Source organism: Afipia birgiae 34632 (assembly GCF_000308295.2).
In the GTDB taxonomy this organism is placed as follows: domain Bacteria; phylum Pseudomonadota; class Alphaproteobacteria; order Rhizobiales; family Xanthobacteraceae; genus Afipia; species Afipia birgiae.
The window spans coordinates 979,653-998,041 of sequence record NZ_HG326652.1; the positions used below are offsets into that span (position 1 = coordinate 979,653).

General features: G+C 61.1%; 17 protein-coding genes and 1 pseudogene. 16 read left to right on the forward strand and 2 right to left on the reverse strand.

Translation table 11 applies throughout. The features are described 5' to 3' along the window. The first annotated feature begins 6 nt into the window (after positions 1-6). From BN32_RS04740 to lpdA, 4 genes are read left to right on the forward strand one after another with little or no spacing between them, the layout of a single operon-like run. The gene (locus tag BN32_RS04740) at positions 7-1,377 is read left to right on the forward strand and encodes a pyruvate dehydrogenase complex dihydrolipoamide acetyltransferase (RefSeq protein WP_019196969.1); all 1,371 of its coding nucleotides are present in this window, start codon (positions 7-9) and stop codon (positions 1,375-1,377) included. Positions 1,378-1,399: 22 nt separating this feature from the next. Beyond that, positions 1,400-1,831: a hypothetical protein gene (locus BN32_RS25540; protein ID WP_019196970.1), complete on the forward strand. Its 432-nt coding sequence runs from the start codon at positions 1,400-1,402 to the stop codon at positions 1,829-1,831. A gap of 2 nt (positions 1,832-1,833) precedes the next feature. Beyond that, on the forward strand, positions 1,834-2,097 hold the full coding sequence (locus BN32_RS04750) for a hypothetical protein (RefSeq protein WP_040425460.1): 264 nt from the start codon (positions 1,834-1,836) through the stop codon (positions 2,095-2,097). Beyond that, positions 2,090-3,508, forward strand: coding sequence for a dihydrolipoyl dehydrogenase (gene lpdA, locus BN32_RS04755; protein WP_019196972.1), 1,419 nt, complete (start codon positions 2,090-2,092; stop codon positions 3,506-3,508). The genes BN32_RS04750 and lpdA overlap by 8 nt, the downstream gene beginning before the upstream one ends. A gap of 26 nt (positions 3,509-3,534) precedes the next feature. Here the strand turns inward: lpdA and BN32_RS04760 are convergent, their stop codons facing one another. Further along, the gene (locus BN32_RS04760) at positions 3,535-4,371 is read right to left on the reverse strand and encodes an outer membrane protein (RefSeq protein ID WP_019196973.1); all 837 of its coding nucleotides are present in this window, start codon (positions 4,369-4,371) and stop codon (positions 3,535-3,537) included. 121 nt (positions 4,372-4,492) lie between these two features. Here BN32_RS04760 and BN32_RS26700 point away from each other — a divergent pair. The 11 genes and pseudogenes from BN32_RS26700 to BN32_RS04820 form a co-directional block, all read left to right on the forward strand. Further along, a pseudogene (locus BN32_RS26700) lies at positions 4,493-4,630 on the forward strand (hypothetical protein); the annotation flags it as partial. 193 nt (positions 4,631-4,823) lie between these two features. After that, a protein-coding gene (locus tag BN32_RS04775) for an IS3 family transposase (RefSeq protein WP_156946936.1) occupies positions 4,824-5,956 on the forward strand; the annotation gives its coding sequence in 2 pieces (ribosomal slippage) (positions 4,824-5,079 and positions 5,079-5,956; 1,134 coding nt in all). A 138-nt stretch (positions 5,957-6,094) separates the two neighbouring features. Then, positions 6,095-8,074, forward strand: a complete 1,980-nt coding sequence (locus tag BN32_RS04780) for a hybrid sensor histidine kinase/response regulator (RefSeq protein ID WP_019196975.1) — start codon at positions 6,095-6,097, stop codon at positions 8,072-8,074. 157 nt (positions 8,075-8,231) lie between these two features. After that, on the forward strand, positions 8,232-8,507 hold the full coding sequence (locus BN32_RS04785) for a GlsB/YeaQ/YmgE family stress response membrane protein (RefSeq protein ID WP_019196976.1): 276 nt from the start codon (positions 8,232-8,234) through the stop codon (positions 8,505-8,507). Between the two features lie 67 nt (positions 8,508-8,574). After that, entirely contained in the window at positions 8,575-8,865 is a 291-nt protein-coding gene (locus BN32_RS04790) for a hypothetical protein (protein WP_040425461.1), read from the forward strand. 401 nt (positions 8,866-9,266) lie between these two features. Then, the gene (locus tag BN32_RS04795) at positions 9,267-9,500 is read left to right on the forward strand and encodes a DUF1427 family protein (RefSeq protein ID WP_040425998.1); all 234 of its coding nucleotides are present in this window, start codon (positions 9,267-9,269) and stop codon (positions 9,498-9,500) included. Positions 9,501-9,528: 28 nt separating this feature from the next. Then, entirely contained in the window at positions 9,529-9,723 is a 195-nt protein-coding gene (locus BN32_RS04800; RefSeq protein ID WP_019196978.1) for a XapX domain-containing protein, read from the forward strand. 20 nt (positions 9,724-9,743) lie between these two features. Beyond that, positions 9,744-10,799, forward strand: a complete 1,056-nt coding sequence (locus BN32_RS04805) for an acetamidase/formamidase family protein (protein ID WP_019196979.1) — start codon at positions 9,744-9,746, stop codon at positions 10,797-10,799. Positions 10,800-11,004: 205 nt separating this feature from the next. Then, a complete protein-coding gene (locus BN32_RS04810; protein WP_019196980.1) occupies positions 11,005-13,296 on the forward strand; it encodes an acetamidase/formamidase family protein in 2,292 nt (763 codons plus the stop codon). Positions 13,297-13,560: 264 nt separating this feature from the next. After that, complete coding sequence (gene ilvD / locus BN32_RS04815; protein ID WP_019196981.1) at positions 13,561-15,285, forward strand: dihydroxy-acid dehydratase; 1,725 nt, start codon at positions 13,561-13,563, stop codon at positions 15,283-15,285. Beyond that, positions 15,272-16,099 (forward strand): tetratricopeptide repeat protein, encoded by an 828-nt coding sequence (locus tag BN32_RS04820; protein ID WP_019196982.1) that lies wholly within the window; start codon positions 15,272-15,274, stop codon positions 16,097-16,099. Before ilvD ends, BN32_RS04820 begins: the two co-directional genes overlap by 14 nt. A 114-nt stretch (positions 16,100-16,213) precedes the next feature. Here the strand turns inward: BN32_RS04820 and xth are convergent, their stop codons facing one another. Then, positions 16,214-16,999, reverse strand: coding sequence for an exodeoxyribonuclease III (gene xth / locus BN32_RS04825; RefSeq protein WP_019196983.1), 786 nt, complete (start codon positions 16,997-16,999; stop codon positions 16,214-16,216). A 162-nt stretch (positions 17,000-17,161) separates the two neighbouring features. Between xth and BN32_RS04830 the strand changes: the two genes are divergently transcribed. Next, positions 17,162-18,301, forward strand: a complete 1,140-nt coding sequence (locus BN32_RS04830) for an efflux RND transporter periplasmic adaptor subunit (RefSeq protein WP_019196984.1) — start codon at positions 17,162-17,164, stop codon at positions 18,299-18,301. The last annotated feature ends 88 nt before the right edge of the window (positions 18,302-18,389 follow it).

Here is an 18,389-nt window from a genome sequence, read left to right on the forward strand (position 1 = left end):
AGGATCATGCCGATCAACATTCTGATGCCTGCACTGTCTCCCACGATGGAGAAGGGCAACCTTTCCAAGTGGCTCAAGAAGGAGGGCGACAAGGTCAAGTCCGGCGATGTGATCGCCGAGATCGAGACCGACAAGGCGACGATGGAAGTCGAAGCCGTCGACGAAGGAACGATCGCGAAGATCCTTGTGCCGGAAGGCACGCAGGATGTTCCGGTCAACAACGTCATTGCAGTTCTCGCCGGTGACGGCGAAGACGTGAAGGCTGCGGGAGCAGGGGCTGCATCTGCGCCTGCTCCAAAGTCCGAAGCACCAAAAGCCGAAGCTCCGAAGGCTGCGGCGCCTGCAGTGGCGTCAGCACCTGCTGCGCCTGCGCCGAAAACCCCGGCGCCTGCTCCGCAGGCGGCTGCGCCTCAAGCCGCACCAGCCGCCAGCAATGGTACGCGCGTGTTTTCGTCGCCGCTGGCGCGGCGGCTTGCGAAGGAAGCGGGGATCGATCTCGCCCGCGTCACCGGTTCGGGGCCGCATGGCCGCGTCGTGGCGCGCGACGTCGATCAGGCAAAGTCGGGCCAGGGCCTCAAGCCCGCTGCCAGCGCCGGCGCTCCCGCCGCTGGCACTGGCGCGGTCGGCGCGCCGGCGATGTCCGATCAGCAGATTCTCGCGCTGTATGAGGAGGGCGCTTACGAAAGCGTGCCGCACGACTCGATGCGCCGGACCATCGCGCAGCGTCTAACCGCTGCGACCAATTCGATGCCGACGTTCTATCTCACGGTCGATTGCGATCTCGGCAAGCTCAACGCGGCGCGCGAGGAGATCAACGCCGCTGCGGGCAAGGACAAGGACGGCAAGCCGCTCTACAAGCTTTCGGTCAACGACTTCGTCATCAAGGCGATGGCGCTGGCGCTGCAGAAGATTCCCGAGGCAAACGTATCGTGGACCGAGGCCGCGATGCTTCGCCACAAGCATTCGGACATCGGCGTCGCAGTGGCGCTGCCGTTTGGTCTGATCACGCCGATCATTCGCCAGGCCGAGATCAAGACGCTGTCGGCAATCTCCAGCGAGATGAAGGATCTTGCCGCGCGGGCAAAAGCCAAGAAGCTCAAGCCGAACGAATACCAGGGCGGCACATCGTCAGTGTCGAACCTCGGCATGTACGGCATCAAGGACTTCACCGCGGTGATCAATCCGCCGCAGTCCTCGATCCTTGCCGTCGGTACCAGTGAGGATCGGGCGGTGGTGCGCAACGGCCAGATCGTGGCGGCGTCCATGATGAGTGTGACACTGTCCTGCGACCACCGCGCCATCGACGGTGCGCTCGGCGCGGAGCTGATCACCGCGTTCAAGAGGCTGATCGAAAATCCGGTGATGATGGTGGTGTGACGGACCGGCGCGGGAGATTCCGATGAAACTCTTCGGCGTCGTTCTTCTCGCGGGCCTGCTGTCGTTGATCGTCGGCGTTGGGGTGACCATCGCGATCAATGCGGTCGCACCGTGCTACAGTGACAAGGCCGGATGCGGGATGGCCGAGGCCTATCGCCTTTTCTTCGTGCCGGGCTTCGCCTTGCTGGGGATGGTTGCGTTCGGATTTTCCGCCGCGGGCAAGAACCGCGAGCGGCCGCTCTGGCTGACGTTGATCACGCTGTGTCTGGTGCCCGTGTTTCTATTTCTGTTTGCCGTCGGTTCGGATTTGTCGTCGGGCCGCACGACGAGCAAGGGGGACATCTCCGATTCATTGCTGGCCGCGCTCGCGTATTTGTCGGTCATTTATGTGCAGTGGCGCGTGATCCGCGATTTTCTTCGCCGGCGCGAGGCCGCATTGCAGGCGGCGGCATGACGATGGCCGTGAACACAAACATCCGAACGTCCTGGCCATGGATTACGATGCTGCTCGCCGCGGCCGCAGCGCTCCATCCGGTCGTCTACGACATCATCATCTACTATGCTTGGCATTCGGGTGAACAACTGGCGCGTAGCCGCGGACAATTTCTCGTCTATATGGTGCTTGCGATCGCGGCAGGTGTCGGCCTGATCGAGTTCGGCATCAGGAAATTTTTGATTTCAAGACAAAGCCGGTTGGCTGGTGGAGCGAAGAATGGCTGATACATCTTTCGACGTCGTTGTGATCGGCTCCGGCCCCGGCGGTTACGTTACCGCGATCCGCGCAGCGCAACTCGGCTTCAAGACTGCCATTGTCGAGAAGGCGTATCTCGGCGGCATCTGCAACAACTGGGGCTGCATTCCGACCAAGGCGCTGCTGCGCTCGGCGGAAATCTATCACTACATGAAGCATGCCAAGGACTACGGCCTGTCGGCGGACAATGTGTCGTTCGATCCGAAGGCTGTGATCGCGCGCTCGCGCGGCGTGGTGAAGCGCCTCAACGGCGGCGTCGAGTACCTGATGAACAAGAACAAGATCACGATCATCTGGGGCGAGGCGACGCTGGACGGCAGCGGCAAGTTCACGGTGAAGAAAACCGAGGCGGCTGCGCCCAAGGGCGCGCTGGGCGAGGGTGCGTATACCGCCAAGCACATCATTGTCGCCACCGGCGCGCGTCCGCGTGTGCTGCCGGGTCTCGAACCCGACAAGAAACTGGTCTGGACCTACTTCGAGGCGATGAACCCGGACAAAATGCCGAAGTCGCTGCTGGTGGTCGGCTCCGGCGCCATCGGCATCGAGTTCGCGTCGTTCTATCGCACCATGGGCGCGGAGGTGACGGTGGTCGAGGTGTTGCCGCAGATTCTTCCTGTCGAAGACGCGGAAATCGCCGCGGTCGCGCGCAAACAGTTTGAGAAGCAGGGCATGAAGGTTCTTGCCAACACCAAGGTGACGAAGCTCGACAAGAAGGCCGACAGCGTCGTCGCCACCATCGACGACGGCAAGAAACCCGTCACGCTGGAAGTCGACCGTGTGATCTCGGCGGTCGGTGTGGTCGGCAATATCGAAGGCTTCGGGCTTGAGAAGCTCGGCGTGAAGACGGATCGCGGCTGCATCGTCATCGACGGATACGGCAAGACCAACGTGCCCGGCATCTATGCCATCGGCGACGTCGCCGGTCCTCCGATGCTGGCCCACAAGGCCGAGCATGAAGGCGTGATCTGCGTCGAGGCCATCAAGGGTCTGCATCCGCATCCGATGGACAAGCTGCTGATCCCGGGCTGCACCTACTGCCATCCGCAGATCGCATCGGTCGGTCTCACCGAGGCGAAGGCGAAGGAAGCGGGCAAGGACGTCCGGGTCGGCCGCTTCCCGTTCGTTGGCAACGGCAAGGCCATCGCGCAGGGCGAAGACCAGGGCATGGTGAAGGTGATCTTCGACAAGAAGACCGGCCAGCTTCTCGGCGCGCATATGGTGGGCCACGAGGTCACTGAACTCATCCAGGGCTTCGTCGTGGCGATGAACCTCGAGACGACCGAGGAAGAGCTCTTCCACACCATCTTCCCGCATCCGACCATCTCGGAAACGATGAAGGAAGCGGTGCTGGATGCCTATGGGCGCGTGCTGAACATGTGAGTGGCGTTGGGAACGCCGCTGTCGCTTCAGAACCTGTAATTCAAGCCGACCCGGGCGATGTTCAGGTCGGTGGTGAGTTTCGCGGTATAGGTGTTCGGCTGCGTCCCAGCCGTCGGCGTCACCGCTGCCGCGGTCACTGTCTGCTCGAAACGCGCGAAGAGATACTCGCCCTTCAACGACCAGTTTTGCCCCAGCGCATATTCAAGTCCGCCGCCGACCGCCCATCCCGGTGTCAGGCTGTTTGACGAGCCGGCGAAACAGGTCGTCGTGAAGCCGACGCCGCAATTGGTCGAGGCGGGCACGCCATTCACGACACCGTTGATTTGCATGATGGCGGCGGGCGAGATGGTCATCGCCACGTCGCTGTTCAACTGCGCATAGGCGAAGCCGCCGGTGGCATAGACCAGCAAGCTATTGGTCGCCAGATAACCAAGCCGCGCGCGAACCGTGCCGAAGTACTTGATGTCCTGACTTGCCGATGAGACCAGAACGCCGAAGTAGGGCGTTGAGCCGGAGCCGTTGACACTGGTGAACTGGAAGTCGGCCTCGACGCCGGCAATCCACGCCGGCTGGAACTGGTAGTTGTAGCCGATCTGCACGCCACCCAGCGCGCCCGACGATCTGATGCGGTCGCCATTCGCGGGAAGATTGACGATTCCATCGAACACCGGCTGTATCAGCGGGTCGCTTGTGCCGTAGCCGACGCCGGAATCGGTCCAGCCTCCGCCGACGTTTACGCCGGCGTAAAATCCCGTCCAGCTTGCAACCGGAGCCGGCGGCGGCGCCTTGCGATAGAGGTCAGCGGCTTGGGCCGAGCCTGAGAGCAGGGCGATAACTGTTGCGGCGTATGCGATCTTTGTCATGAAATTAATAGCCCGCGAATGAATGCGCCAAAGCTATCTGAATCGGGAACCCGAGTCTGTAGCGGCGGAACAACACCCCGGGGCGGACGCGGGCTGGCGGCGGTGGCGTTCTGCGGCGTGCGTGCGGGGCTTCGTCGTGGCGATGAACCTCGAGACGACCGCGGAAGAACTCTTCCACACCATCTTCCCGCATCCGACCATTTCGGAAACGATGAAGGAAGCGGTGCTCGACGCCAACGGGCGCGTGCTCAATATGTAAGGGCAAGCACACCAATCGCCGGCCGCAAGTTTGGTTCCTTGCAAAGGGAGCAATAAAGTGGTGCGCCCGGAATTGCAGTTCTGGTATCTTTCTGCCGCCGCACCTGAGAGCCGGCTCCGCAAATTTGAACAGGTCGATAAGTGGAATTTCTGCCTGACAGCGGGCACGCTGAGCCTGCGAATCAGGAGAGACCATGAACAGACGACCGCGCCGGAACCACACCCCGGCCTTCAAGGCGAAGGTGGCACTTGCCGCCGTCAAGGGTGACCGGACGATAGCCCAACTGGCCGAGCATTTTGACGTCCACCCCAATCAGATTACCGCCTGGAAGGCCCAGTTGGAGGGCGGTGCTTCCGGAGTTTTCGGATCGGGGAACATGGCGGCGGCCGCGCCTGCTATCGACGTGAAGTCGCTGCACGCCAAGATCGGGGAGCTGACGCTGGAGAACGATTTTTTAGAAGGAGCGCTCACCAAGGCGGGATTGCTGAGCGCAAAGCGATGATCGACCGTGAGCACGATCTGTCGATCACCAGGCAGGCTGAGGTTCTGCGGATCAGCCGCGGCAGCGTCTATTACCTGCCGCGTCCGGTGCCGGACGCCGATCTCGCGATCATGCAGCGTCTCGATCGGCTGCACCTGGAGTATCCCTTCGCCGGTTCGCGTATGTTGCGAGGCCTGCTGGCTTTGCAGGGGTGCAAGATCGGCCGCCGGCATGTGAAGACGCTAATGAAGCGGATGGGGATAGAGGCGCTCTATCGCCGTCCGCGCACCACGAAGCCCGAGCCGAGCCACAAGATCTATCCGTATCTGCTGCGCGGCATGCAGATCACGCGGCCGAACCAGGTCTGGGCGATGGACATCACCTACATCCCGATGGCGCGTGGCTTCGTCTATCTCGCCGTCGTGCTGGACTGGGCGACCCGCCGGGTTCTGTCCTGGCGGCTGTCGATCACGATGGAGGCGGCCTTCTGCGTAGAGACCCTGGAGGATGCTCTGGCTCGTCACGGCAAGCCGGAGATATTCAACACGGACCAAGGCTCGCAGTTCACCGGCTCGGCCTTCACCGGCCTGCTCGCCAGCAACGGCATTGCCATCAGCATGGACGGCAAGGGCGCATGGCGCGACAACGTCTTCGTCGAACGGCTGTGGCGCAGCGTCAAATACGAGGAGGTGTACCTGCGGGCCTACGAAAGCGTCGGCGAGGCGCGCGACTCGATCGGCCGATACCTCGACTTCTACAATGGTCGCCGACCGCACCAAAGCCTTGACGACGCCACACCCGATCAAGCCTACTTCAACCAGCCGCCATTCCGCTTGGCGGCCTAAACCCGGCAGACGCTCCACTTATCGAGGCGGAGATTCTGTTCAGACAACCGGGACCGGCTCTCCTGCGTCGCGAATGAAATGGCTGATTCTCTCAATTAAGGAATCATCTGTGTTCGCCTGATGGATGCAGGGCGATAAATGCCGATGGACAAGAGAATTGCTTCACTGACCGATGAAGGCCGCTACAGGCTGCTGGTTGAATCGGTGACCGACTACGCAATATACATGCTTGATCCGAACGGGATTGTCACAAGCTGGAATCCGGGGGCTCAGCGATTCAAGGGCTATCTGCCGGATGAAATCATCGGGCAGCATTTTTCAAGATTTTACACGCCGGAAGATCAGGCCACGGACCTTCCTGCGAGGGCGCTGCAAACCGCCCGCACCGAAGGAAAGTTCGAGGCGGAAGGCTGGCGCGTCCGGAAAGACGGAAGCTGCTTCTGGGCTAACGTCATTATTGATCCTATCCGCGCGCAGAATGGCGAGCTTATCGGCTACGCTAAAATAACGCGCGACCTTACCGAGCGGAAAGCGTCGGAAGAGGCATTGCGCCAAACTCAGGAACAGTTCCGGCTGCTTGTCCGTGGCGTGACCGACTACGCACTCTATCTGCTGGATACGGACGGGCGCGTCAGCAACTGGAATATCGGCGCCCAGCGCATCAAGGGTTATCTTCCGGAAGAAGTCATCGGAACCCATTTTTCCCGTTTCTATACGGATGAGGATCGCGAAACAGGCGAGCCGCAAAAGGCGCTCGATACCGTGCGGCGCGAAGGGCGTTTTGAGAAGGAAGGCTGGCGCCTGCGCAAGGACGGTTCGCGCTTCTGGGCGCATGTCGTCATCGACGCCATCCGCGATGATGACGGTCAGCTCATCGGCTATGCGAAGATTACCCGCGACATCACCGAGCGGCGCGAGATCGCGCTGAAGCTGGAACAAACCCGCGAAGCCTTACTTCAATCGCAGAAGATGGAAGCCATCGGCCAGCTCACTGGCGGCATCGCGCATGATTTCAACAATCTGCTCATGGCGATTATGGGCAGCCTTGAGTTGATGCGCAAACGAATGCCTGACGATCCTCGGCTGATGTCACTGCTGGCGAATGCAGTTCAAGGCGTCGAACGCGGGACGCTGCTCACCAAGCGTATGCTGGCGTTTGCGCGCCGGCAGGAACTGAAACAGGAAGCCGTCGATGTACCCGAGCTCGTGCGGGGCATGAGCGACTTGATGCGCCGGTCCCTCGGTCCTTCGGTGAACATCGAGACGCGCTTTCCGCTTCAAATCCGCCCCGTGCTTGCTGATGCCAACCAATTGGAAATGGCGATTCTCAATCTGTCGGTGAATGCGCGAGACGCGATCGGAGACCGCGGCGACATCATCATCGGTACGCGCGAAGTCACTGTGGGTGCCGCCGACGATCAGTTGAGCCCGGGCGACTATGTTTGCATTTCCGTGACAGACAACGGGAGCGGCATGGATGAGGAAACCCTGCGCCGGGCCATGGAGCCGTTCTTTACCACCAAAGGAGTCGGGAAGGGCACGGGACTTGGATTGTCGATGGTGCATGGCCTTGCCGAACAGTCGGGCGGCCGCTTCAACCTGAAAAGCAAGGTCGGTGAAGGCACGACCGCGGAGCTCTGGCTGCCGGTCGCGGAGCCGGCCTCCGGCAAGGCAAGATCCAATCTGAAAGCTGCTTCGCGGGTTGCGACGGCCGAACTGACGATCCTCGCGGTTGATGACGATCCGCTGGTATTGACCAACACGATGGCGATGCTTGAGGACCTTGGGCATCTCGTCCATTCAGCGAGCTCCGCCAAGGGCGCACTCAAGATTTTGGCGGGATATCCCGACATTGAACTGGTCATCACTGACCAGGCCATGCCGCAGATGACGGGAGTTCAACTCGCGAAAGCCATCGAGCGGGATTGGCCACACATTCCGGTTCTCATCGCGACAGGCTACGCGGAAATCGAGCCCGGTACTGCGAACGTTAGGCCGAAACTGGCCAAGCCTTTCACGCAGGCGGAATTGGCCAACGAAATTGCGCGGCTATCGGCTCGTACACGCAAGGCTGGCCGCGTTGTCAAAGTCCCGCGGACCGAGGCGAAGGACAAGTGAGATCGCAGCCCGGGTGTCGTTGCAGCAACGTGGCCGCTTGCTGAAGATGCAAATGTAGAGACGTTCAAGGTCATCCGGCTTTCGAAGTGTCGCCGAACTGCGGTAAAGTCCGCAGGTTCGCTGGCGATTCCGGCGGAAGCTACGGGTGGGGGATTTGATGGACGCACAAGCATTTTTCAGCCAGCCGGGAGTTGGTTTTTTCACCATGCTCCTGATCGGCGCCATCGCCGGCTGGATCGCGGAGCGGGTCACCAAGTCCAACCACGGCATCTTCACCAACATCCTGGTCGGCATCGCGGGCTCGTTCGTGGGCGCCAAGCTCGCGGAAATCGCGCAAGTGCCGGTGTTTGGCTTCTGGCGTACGCTGATTTCAGCCTCGATTGGCGCGGTCCTCCTGCTGTTTGCCTGGCGCATGATCCGCGGCGGTCGTTAACCGCTCATCGGTCCTCAGCATCGAGCGGGCAGTCGCGGCATCGTTGCCGCGGCGCAACGGATGTTGCGTGCCTACAACACTTCGTGAACATTTAACCGTCGTCGCAGGCGCACAAGAAGAAGGCGAAGAAATCCAAAGCCAAGAAAGCCGCGCCAGCGAGCGCAACACCAGCGCAGACGGCGCCGAAGAGTTCCTGTTAGCGTTTGTTCAATCGCCGCGGACGCGAAAGGCCGGCTGCAATGCCGGCCTCTTCTTTGGCGGTTATCACAACCATCCAGCATGTGCGACTCTGATGCATTCGGCAGCAACGCTCCTTCGGAGGGGGCGCGTTGGCCATCTGACCGGTGCTGACCTTTGACCGCACACGCCGAAAAACTTGACCATATGCACCCGCGTGCTCCGATTTTGTCGTCGTGCGCGCGTTTTAGACAATTGAAAACGCGAGTTTATTTCCGCTCAGCGAGGCGGCGTGCGCCATAGGCTGTTCGCGACGCATCACGTTGCAGTCGCCGAAACGCTCGCTAAGCTTCAAGCATAAGAAAACATCGGAGAGGAAACGTGACCCAGACTATCGTGATTGATGACGCAGCGTGATCGCGCATCGCCACTCGTAGTAATTCAAATCTGAATCACTACAGGCGAAGCAACCGGACCATTCAAATCTCTGATGACTGCACAACCGAGGGAGATTCCCGCGGCAGGAGATGTTTGTCCGCTGATGGCGATGTGCATTCAACCCAAGTCAAAAAGGAGGAAACGATGGAATATCTCTACGTCGGCCGTAACGAGCTCGTTGCCCTTGTCGTTGGGCTTGTCACCGGATTCCTGTACTCGCTGCTCAACCTGCCGATCCCGGCACCGAATGTGCTCGGCGGCATTCTCGCGATCATCTTCACCTTCGCCGGCTACGTGATCGTGAAGCTCATTCGCAAGCAGATCACGTTCGGCCGGCCTGAATCCTCCGAAGCGAAACCGCTTCGGGTCGAAGTCTAAAGCATCAAAAAAATCAGGAGGAACGAACATGGTTCAGATCAGTCTTGGTCTCATCGAACTACAGGCCGCCATCGTCGGTCTCATCACCGGCGTTCTCTACACGGCAGTGAATGCGCCGATCCCCGCGCCAAATGTTCTGGGCGGCATTTTCGCCATCGTCGGTACGTTCGTCGGCTATGTCGCCGTCGCCGCGCTTCGCCATCAAGTGACTTTCGTATTTTGAACACAAGGAGACTCAATCTCATGCTCAAGTCCATGATCAAAGGCACGACCGGACCGCAGCTTCACGATTTGAAGGCTACTCTCGAAACCATTCAGTGGGGCGCGTTCGACGGTTCGGTCGACCCGGTCCTTCACGTCAACTCCGGCGACATCGTGAAGATCGAATGCCTTGCTCACCATGCCGGCGATGCGCCGGATCTGCTGATGGATGATGTGATCCGCGAAATTTACGAGACGGTGCCGCCGGAGAGCCGTACGCCTGGCGTCCATATCCTCACCGGCCCGATCTATGTCGAAGGCGCCGAGCCGGGCGATACGCTGGAATGTCGCGTGCTGCACATGGAGCCGCGCCTCAAGTACGGTGTCAACTTCATCGCAAGCTGGGGTCTTCTGCACGAAGAATTTGGCCGGAAAGAACACGTCATCATCTATGAGGCGGACGTTGAATCCCAGCTCGCCCGCGCTGTGTTCAAGTACGAATACGACACGCCCGAGAAGTCGTATCCGGGCATGATCACGCCTGTCGATCATGCCAAGCGCAAGCCGGCACTCGAGAACGTCGTCGTTCCGCTCCGCCTGCACTTCGGCACTGCGGGTGTTTGTCCGGCGGCCGAGGGCAAGATCAGCACTGTGCCTCCGGGTGTGCACGGCGGCAACGTCGACAACCGCGAGTTCATCGCCGGCACCAGCATGTTCTACCCGGTGCATCGTGAAGGCGCGTTGTTCTGGGCTGGCGATACTCATTTTGCCGAAGGTGATGGCGAAGTGAACGGCACCGCCATCGAAGCGCACGTCAATGCCACCATCCAGCTCATCCTGCACAAGGGCGGCGCGGGCAAGAACCCGGTGTTGGAAACGCCGCGCGAGTGGATCTGCCACGGGTTCAGCGAGGACCTCGACGAAGCTGTCCGCGAGTGCGTTCTGGAGACCATTGGTCTGCTGCAGCGCAAATGGGGCATCACGCGCGAGGAAGCCTACTCGATCTGCAGCGTTGCTGGCGATCTGCGCGTCACCCAGGTGGTCGACGGCGTCAAGGGCGCACACATGGCGGTGCGCCGCGATCTGCGCCGACCGTAAAGTCACCCAGCGACTGGAAAGGGGAGGAAATACATTTCCTCCCCCTTTTTTTGGATTCCGGAATGATCCGTTTGTGCGTTGCATTCTGCCAGGACGGGATATCGCAGACGGAATGATGCACAGCGGATCGGCCTCGCCTAATCATTGGTTTGAGAAAGGGCGCAGAGTTGTCATAGTTGTCGGTTCGGGCGATGGAGGAGACGCCGTGCAGTCATGGCACTTCGCAAGCGATGACTATCCATCCACGCTGCGCGAAACCGCGTGGCGGGCTGCGATCGAGCGCGCCGGGCTGTCTACGGAAATCGGCCCGGATGAGCTGCGGGCTTATTCCCATCATCGTCTTTCGCCGCTCGGCGGATCATTTTCGGTGGTCGCCGCCAGATCACAGCGTTTCCATTCGCTCGGGCAGGGCGACGGCGCGATGCTCGTCGTCCTTCATCTTGAAGGCAAAGGCCTCCTCAATAACGATCAGCAGGCCCACGCGTTGGCGGTCGGAGATTTCGCCATTTTTCCCGAGGGCGTGGATTTCGATCTTGTTTGCGACGGGCCGTTCCGCCAGGTCTGGCTGCGTCTGCCGAGCGTTGCGTTCAGCCGGCGGATGCTGCCGCCTCAAGCCTTCAGGGTGCGCCCGATCGCGGGCGATAGCGGATTAGGCCACGTGCTGTCGCAGCTTTTGCGCTCAGTCTCGGATTCCCTGCAGGAACTGGATGACGATGAGCTATCGGCGATCGAGATCGCGATCTCCGATCTGATTGTTGCCACGTTCAATCGGCAGGGCGACGGCGGGACCTCGTCAAATCAAGCGACGATCCTTCATCGCATCTGTCAGTTCATCGAGACGCGGCTGGGCGACACTAATCTAAGCCTTGCCGAAGTCGCGCGGGCGCAGCGTGTCTCTCCGCGCTATCTTCAGAAACTGTTCGAGTCGGCGGACGGTAATTTCACGCGCTATATCCGCGAGCGGCGTCTTGAGCGCTGCCGCGCCGAGCTTGCCAAATCTGATGACGATGCCACGTCGGTGTCAAGCATCGCCTTTCGTTGGGGATTTACCGACGCTGCGCATTTCAGCCGCGTGTTTCGCGACAAGTATGGGATGTCGCCGCGCGACTATCGCCTCAACATCCGCAAGATCGAGAGTAGCGCAGCGGAGGCTTTGCATCGTGGCCGGCCGCCGCGCGCGTCGGAAAGCAGTAAGGCGGAGGCGCCGCCGCTGGTTGCATCCGATGGATCGGTGGCGGTGGAGGCGGGCAGCCAGACCCACTACATTCCGGCCAACGCCAAGACGGTGCATTGGGGCTATTTCAGCCAAAACCTGGCGCCGGTTGCAGTGGTCAACTCCGGCGATACGGTAACAGTCGAGACGTTGACCCAGCATGCCTCAGACGATCTTGAGAAGATGGTCGTCGGCGATCCCGGTGCGGAAAGTGTTTTCCGTTGGACCAAGGACGACAAGGCCGTGGACCGGCGCGGCGCCGGTCCGATGGATGCCTCGATCTACGGGCGCGGAGCGGGCGAGGGGTTTGGCGTCCACATCATGACCGGGCCTATCGCGGTCATGGGGGCGATGCCCGGCGATGTGGTCGAGATCGGCATTCGCGACATCCTGCCCCGGCGCAGCGCAAATCCTGATTTCGCCGGTCGCTGCTTTGGCTCCAACGCCGCTGCATGGTGGGGGCTGCACTATCAGGAACTCATGACCGAGCCCAAGCAGCGTGAGGTCGTAACCATCTACGAGTGCATGCTCGACGCCGCACCGCCGTTCGCCAAGGCGCTCTACAGTTTCCGCTGGACGCCGCAGACGGATCCGTTCGGTCGGGTGCATCCGACCATCGACTATCCGGGTATCCCGGTGGACCATGCGACGATCGACAAGGTTCACGGCATTCTCGATGGTGTCACTATTCCGCTGCGCCCGCATTTCGGCGTGATCGGCTGTGCGCCGCGCGAGGCGGGGCTGATCGATTCCGTGCCGCCAGCCTACTTCGGCGGCAATCTCGACAACTGGCGGATGGCCAAGGGCGCGAAGGTTTTTCTGCCGGTTTCGGTACCGGGCGCGCTGATTTCGGTTGGCGACCCGCATGCGACGCAGGGCGATTCCGAACTCAACGGCACCGCGATCGAATGTTCGCTCACCGGCGTGTTCGACATCGTGCTGCACAAGAAGGCCCGCCTTGGCGGAAGTCCATTGGCCGACCTCGCTTATCCGCTGATCGAGACCGAGACCGAATGGATACTGTTCGGCTTCAGCCACCCCGATTACCTGGCTGAATTGGGTGCGAAGGCACAGAGCGCCGTTTACCGTTCGTCGTCGCTTGATCTTGCGATGAAGGACGCCTTCCGGAAGGTTCGGCGCTTCCTGATGGTGACCCGCGGCTTGTCTGAAGACGAGGCGATCACCTTGATCTCGGTGGCGGTCGATTTCGGCGTCTCGCAGGTGGTTGACGGCAACTGGGCGGTGCACGCCATCCTTCCCAAGAGCTTGTTCGGGCCGGGGTAGCGGGCCGCCACTCGGTTCTCATCGCCAACCGGGCGTGCGCGGCATCGTTGCCGCGGCGCAACGGATGTTGCGCGTCTACAACACTTCGTGAACATTTAACCGTCGCCCCAGCAAGCGCTTGCGCGCGCCGCGATTTAGCCACACGCCTCCATGAGATCATTGTTCGTAGGCTAAACGCCACGGCCTTTGCGAAGGTGTTGGAAAAACCTCCCATTTTCAGGGGTTTTCTGGATCTCACGGAGTGGCCGCGGGACAGGGTTCACGATGGACGCGAAGAGCAACATCAAGGCGCGACTCCCGAGCCGTCACGTGACGGAAGGACCGGCGCGTGCGCCCCATCGCTCCTACCTCTACGCCATGGGCCTCACCACCGAGCAGATCCACCAGCCGTTCGTCGGCGTGGCGTCCTGCTGGAATGAAGCTGCTCCCTGCAATATCTCCCTGATGCGCCAGGCGCAGGCCGCCAAAAAGGGCGTTGCCGCCGCCAGCGGCACCCCGCGCGAGTTCTGCACCATCACCGTCACGGACGGCATCGCCATGGGCCATGACGGCATGCGGTCGTCGCTTCCGTCGCGCGAAACCATTGCGGATTCAGTGGAATTGACCGTCCGCGGCCATGCCTACGACGCCCTGATCGGGCTCGCGGGCTGCGACAAGTCATTGCCCGGCATGATGATGGCCATGCTGCGCCTCAACGTGCCTTCGATTTTCATCTACGGCGGGTCGATCCTGCCCGGCAACTTCCGCGGCCAGCAGGTCACCGTCCAGGACATGTTCGAGGCGGTCGGCAAGCATTCGGTCGGCGAGATGTCCGACGAGGATCTGGACGAAATCGAGCGGGTGGCGTGCCCATCGGCGGGCGCCTGCGGTGCCCAGTTTACCGCCAACACCATGGCGACCGTGTCCGAGGCCATCGGCCTTGCCCTGCCGTACTCGGCCGGCGCACCGGCGCCCTACGAAATCCGCGACGCCTTTTGCATGGCGGCCGGCGAGAAGATCATGGAATTGATCGCGCTGAACATCCGTCCGCGCGACATCGTCACCCGTAAGTCATTGGAAAATGCCGCCGCCGTGGTGGCTGCGTCGGGCGGCTCGACCAATGCTGCGTTGCATCTGCCGGCCATGGCGCACGAATGCGGAATTGAATTCGATCTTTTCGACGTTGCCGAAATCTTCAAAAAGACACCGTATATCGCGGATTTGAAGCCGGGCGGTCGTTATGTCGCCAAAGATATGTTCGAGGCTGGTGGAATACCGCTTCTGATGAAGACGCTCTTGGACAACGGTTACTTGCACGGCGACTGCATGACGGTCACCGGGCGCACAATCGCCGAAAACCTCAAGAGCGTGAAATGGAATCCTCATCAGGATGTAGTGCGTCCTGCCGATAATCCGATCACCGTGACTGGTGGCGTGGTCGGCATGAAAGGTAATCTCGCGCCGGACGGTGCGATCGTGAAAGTCGCTGGAATGTCGGTGCTGAAGTTCACGGGACCCGCGCGTTGCTTCGATTGCGAAGAAGACGCGTTCGAATCTGTGAACAAGAAGACCTACAAGGAAGGCGAAGTTCTCGTGATCCGCTACGAGGGCCCCAAGGGCGGCCCCGGCATGCGCGAAATGCTTCAGACCACCGCCGCTCTCACCGGCCAGGGCATGGGCGGCAAGGTTGCTCTCATCACAGACGGACGCTTTTCGGGAGCTACTCGCGGCTTCTGCGTCGGCCATGTTGGACCGGAGGCTGCGGTCGGCGGCCCGATTGGCCTGATCCGGGACGGCGACATTATTGAACTCGACGCGGTCAACGGCACGCTTAGCGTCAAGCTGACGGATGCCGAACTAGCCGAGCGCAGGAAGGCCTGGAAGCCGCGTGAAACCAAGGTCGGCTCCGGCGTACTCTGGAAATATGCCCAGCAGGTAGGTCCGGCGGTCAAGGGTGCCGTCACCCATCCCGGTGGATCGGCTGAGAAGGTTTGTTATGCGGACATCTGAACGCATAGGCCTTGCCGCAGTCCTGACGGCCGCATTCTTTGCGGCCGGTCGGGGCGTTGCCTTCGAGGGCACGTCGCCGGGCGGGCAGGAGGCTGCATTGCCGATGGTGGCCGCGCCCACCGGCGTCCCCGTTCTGAAGAAGCCAGTTCCTCCTGCGGATATCCCGCAGGCGGCGGCGTCGCTGACCGCGCTGCAATATGCCGCCGAGGGTGGCCATCCGGTGGCGCAGTGGAGGCTCGGCCGCATGTACGCCAAGGGCGATGGCGTGGCGCAGGACGATCTGCGCGCCTATGACTACTTCAGCAAGATCGCGAACGCCCACGCGGAAGACAGCCCGTCTGCGCCGCAGGCGGCCATCGTCGCCAATGCCTTTGTGGCGCTGGGACGATATTACGTCTCCGGCATTCCGAATTCGCGCGTGAAGGCCGATCCGGAGCGGGCGCGGGAAATGTTCTCCTACGCCGCGTCGTATTTCGGCAATGCCGAAGCCCAGTACAATCTGGCGCGGATGTATCTCGACGGCGTCGGCATGCCGCGCGATGTCAAGTACGGCATTCGCTGGCTTGGGCTGGCGGCACGCAAGGGCCAGCATCAGGCGCAGGCGCAGCTCGGCCTGATGCTGTTCAACGGTGACCGCCTGCAGCGTCAGGCCGCCCGCGGCCTGATGTGGCTGACACTGGCGCAGGATAGCGCCGGGCCGGACGAGACGTGGATCAAGGACAGCTACAAGACGGCAATGGCCAAGGCGTCCGAGGACGACCGGGCGATGGCGCTGCAGATGCTGGAGCGCTGGGTTCAGGGCCGCCGGGACTGAGATTTGTCATTCCGGACACAGCGCTCTTTGCGCGATGATCCGGAGTTCATCGGAAACAGCCACAGGATTCCGGGTTCGCTCGCCAGCGCTCCTCGCGCCCCGGAACGGTCTCCGTCAATTCAGATCCAGGTCAACCCACACCGGAACGTGATCTGACGCCTTTTCCCATCCCCGGACGTGACGATCGATGCCGGCGTCGCGCAGCCGGTCGCTGGCCTGTGGCGACAGCAGCAGGTGGTCGATCCGGATGCCGTTATTCTTCGGCCAGGCTCCGGCCTGATAATCCCAGAACGTGTACTGCCCGGGCTGATCGGAAACGGCGCGGATCGCATCGGTCAGACCGAGGTTGAGCAGGGCGCGGTAGTGCTCACGCGTCTTCGGCAGGAACAGTGCGTCGTTGGCCCAGGCCGCCGGATTGTAAACGTCGCCGTTGGCGGGAATGACGTTGAAGTCGCCCGCCAGCACCAGCGGCTGTTCGCCTTTCAAGCGCTCCTTCGAGTACTCAAGAAGGCGTTCCATCCATTTGATTTTATATGGATATTTTTCCGTCTCGGGCGGGTTTCCATTGGGCAGATAGAGGCACGCAATCCGCAGTGAGCCGTTCGGATACGACACCACGCCCTCGAGGAAGCGGGCGTGCAAATCGTCCGGGTCGCCGCCAAGACGCGGCGTGGTTTCGTCGAACCGATACTTCGAGAGCAGCGCCACGCCGTTGAATGTCTTCTGGCCGTGGGTGACGACGTTGTAGCCAAGCGCCTCGATCGGCTCGCGCGGGAAAGCCTCATCGACGCACTTGATTTCCTGCAGGCAGACAATGTCCGGAGACCGCTCCTGGAGCCATGCCAGCAGATGATCCAGCCGCTGGCGGACAGAGTTAACGTTCCAGGTGGCAATCCGCATGTCAGTTCCGTTAGTCACGTGAGCGATATTTAATGCCCATGCCGTACCATGCTTCATACGGCTGTGATAAGTCGAATACAAATAACGCTGGAAAACCAGTACTATGGGGTTGGGGGGAATGGTGGCTGCTACAGATTGGGCGGCCTGCTCCTGTGAGTCGATATGATCAAAGATGTTTTCAAGAGACGGGCCCTGCTGATTGTCGGCATTGGCGTTGCCGCCATCGCGCTCTATGCGACCCGTTCAATGTGGACCGGCAGCGCGACCACTGCGCAGGCACCGCCGCGTCCGCAAGCGGTCTCCGTTGAAGTCGCAAAGGCGGAAAAGAAGCCGGTGCCGCTCGATGTGGATTCGATTGGCGCGGTCACGCCGATCTCAAGCGTGGCGCTGAAATCCCGCGTCGAGACCACCATCGTCGGGGTTCATTTCGAGGACGGCGCCCGCGTCAAGGAAGGCGATCTGCTGTTCACGCTGGATTCGCGCCAGATCGAGGCGCAGATCGCGCAGGCGGAAGGCAACCTCGCACGGTCCCAATCGCAACTCGTGGCCGCCGAGCGTGACGTCAGGCGTTTCAACGAACTGATCGGCAAGGGCGCGACCACGCAGGTCAATGTCGACAATGCCAAGACCGCGGCGGACACCGCGACCGCGACCATCCAGGCTGATCAAGCTATTCTGAACAATCTGAAGGTCCAGAAGAGCTACACCAAGATCACCGCGCCGATCAGCGGCCGCATCAGCGCCGCCACGGTGAAGGTCGGGAACTTCGTGCGTCCGGCGGACACGTCGCCGCTTGCGACCATCAACCAGATGGCGCCGGTCTACGTGACCTTTGCGATTCCGCAGCGCGTGCTGAGCGATCTCCGCGACGCCATGAAAACCGGACAATCTTCAGTCACGGCAACGATACCGGGGAATGGCAAGTCGGAGACCGGCACGATTGCGATGGTGGAAAACACCGTCGATGCGACCACTGGCATGGTGACGGTGCGCGGCATGATGGGCAACGAAAGCGAACTGCTGTGGCCGGGCATCCTGGTCAACACCAGGCTCACGGTCCGCACCGAAGAAGCAGTCATTGTGCCGTCGGTCGGGGTGCAGCGCAGCCAGACCGGGAATTTCGTGTTTGTGGTTCGGGACGGCAAGGCACAGATTCAGCCCGTTACGATCGGCCGCACGTTCCAGGGGTTTTCTGTGGTCGACACCGGTCTCCAGGGCGGAGAAGACATTGTCGTTGATGGCCAATTGCTGCTGTCCAATGGTACGCTCGTTGCGCCGCGCAGCCGCAAGGCCGGAGCCTAACCTGGTGATCCGATTCTAATCATTCGCATCCCTTTGCAGCAGGCGGTCTTGCGAATGTTAGAATCAAAGGATCACTAGCAATTATAAT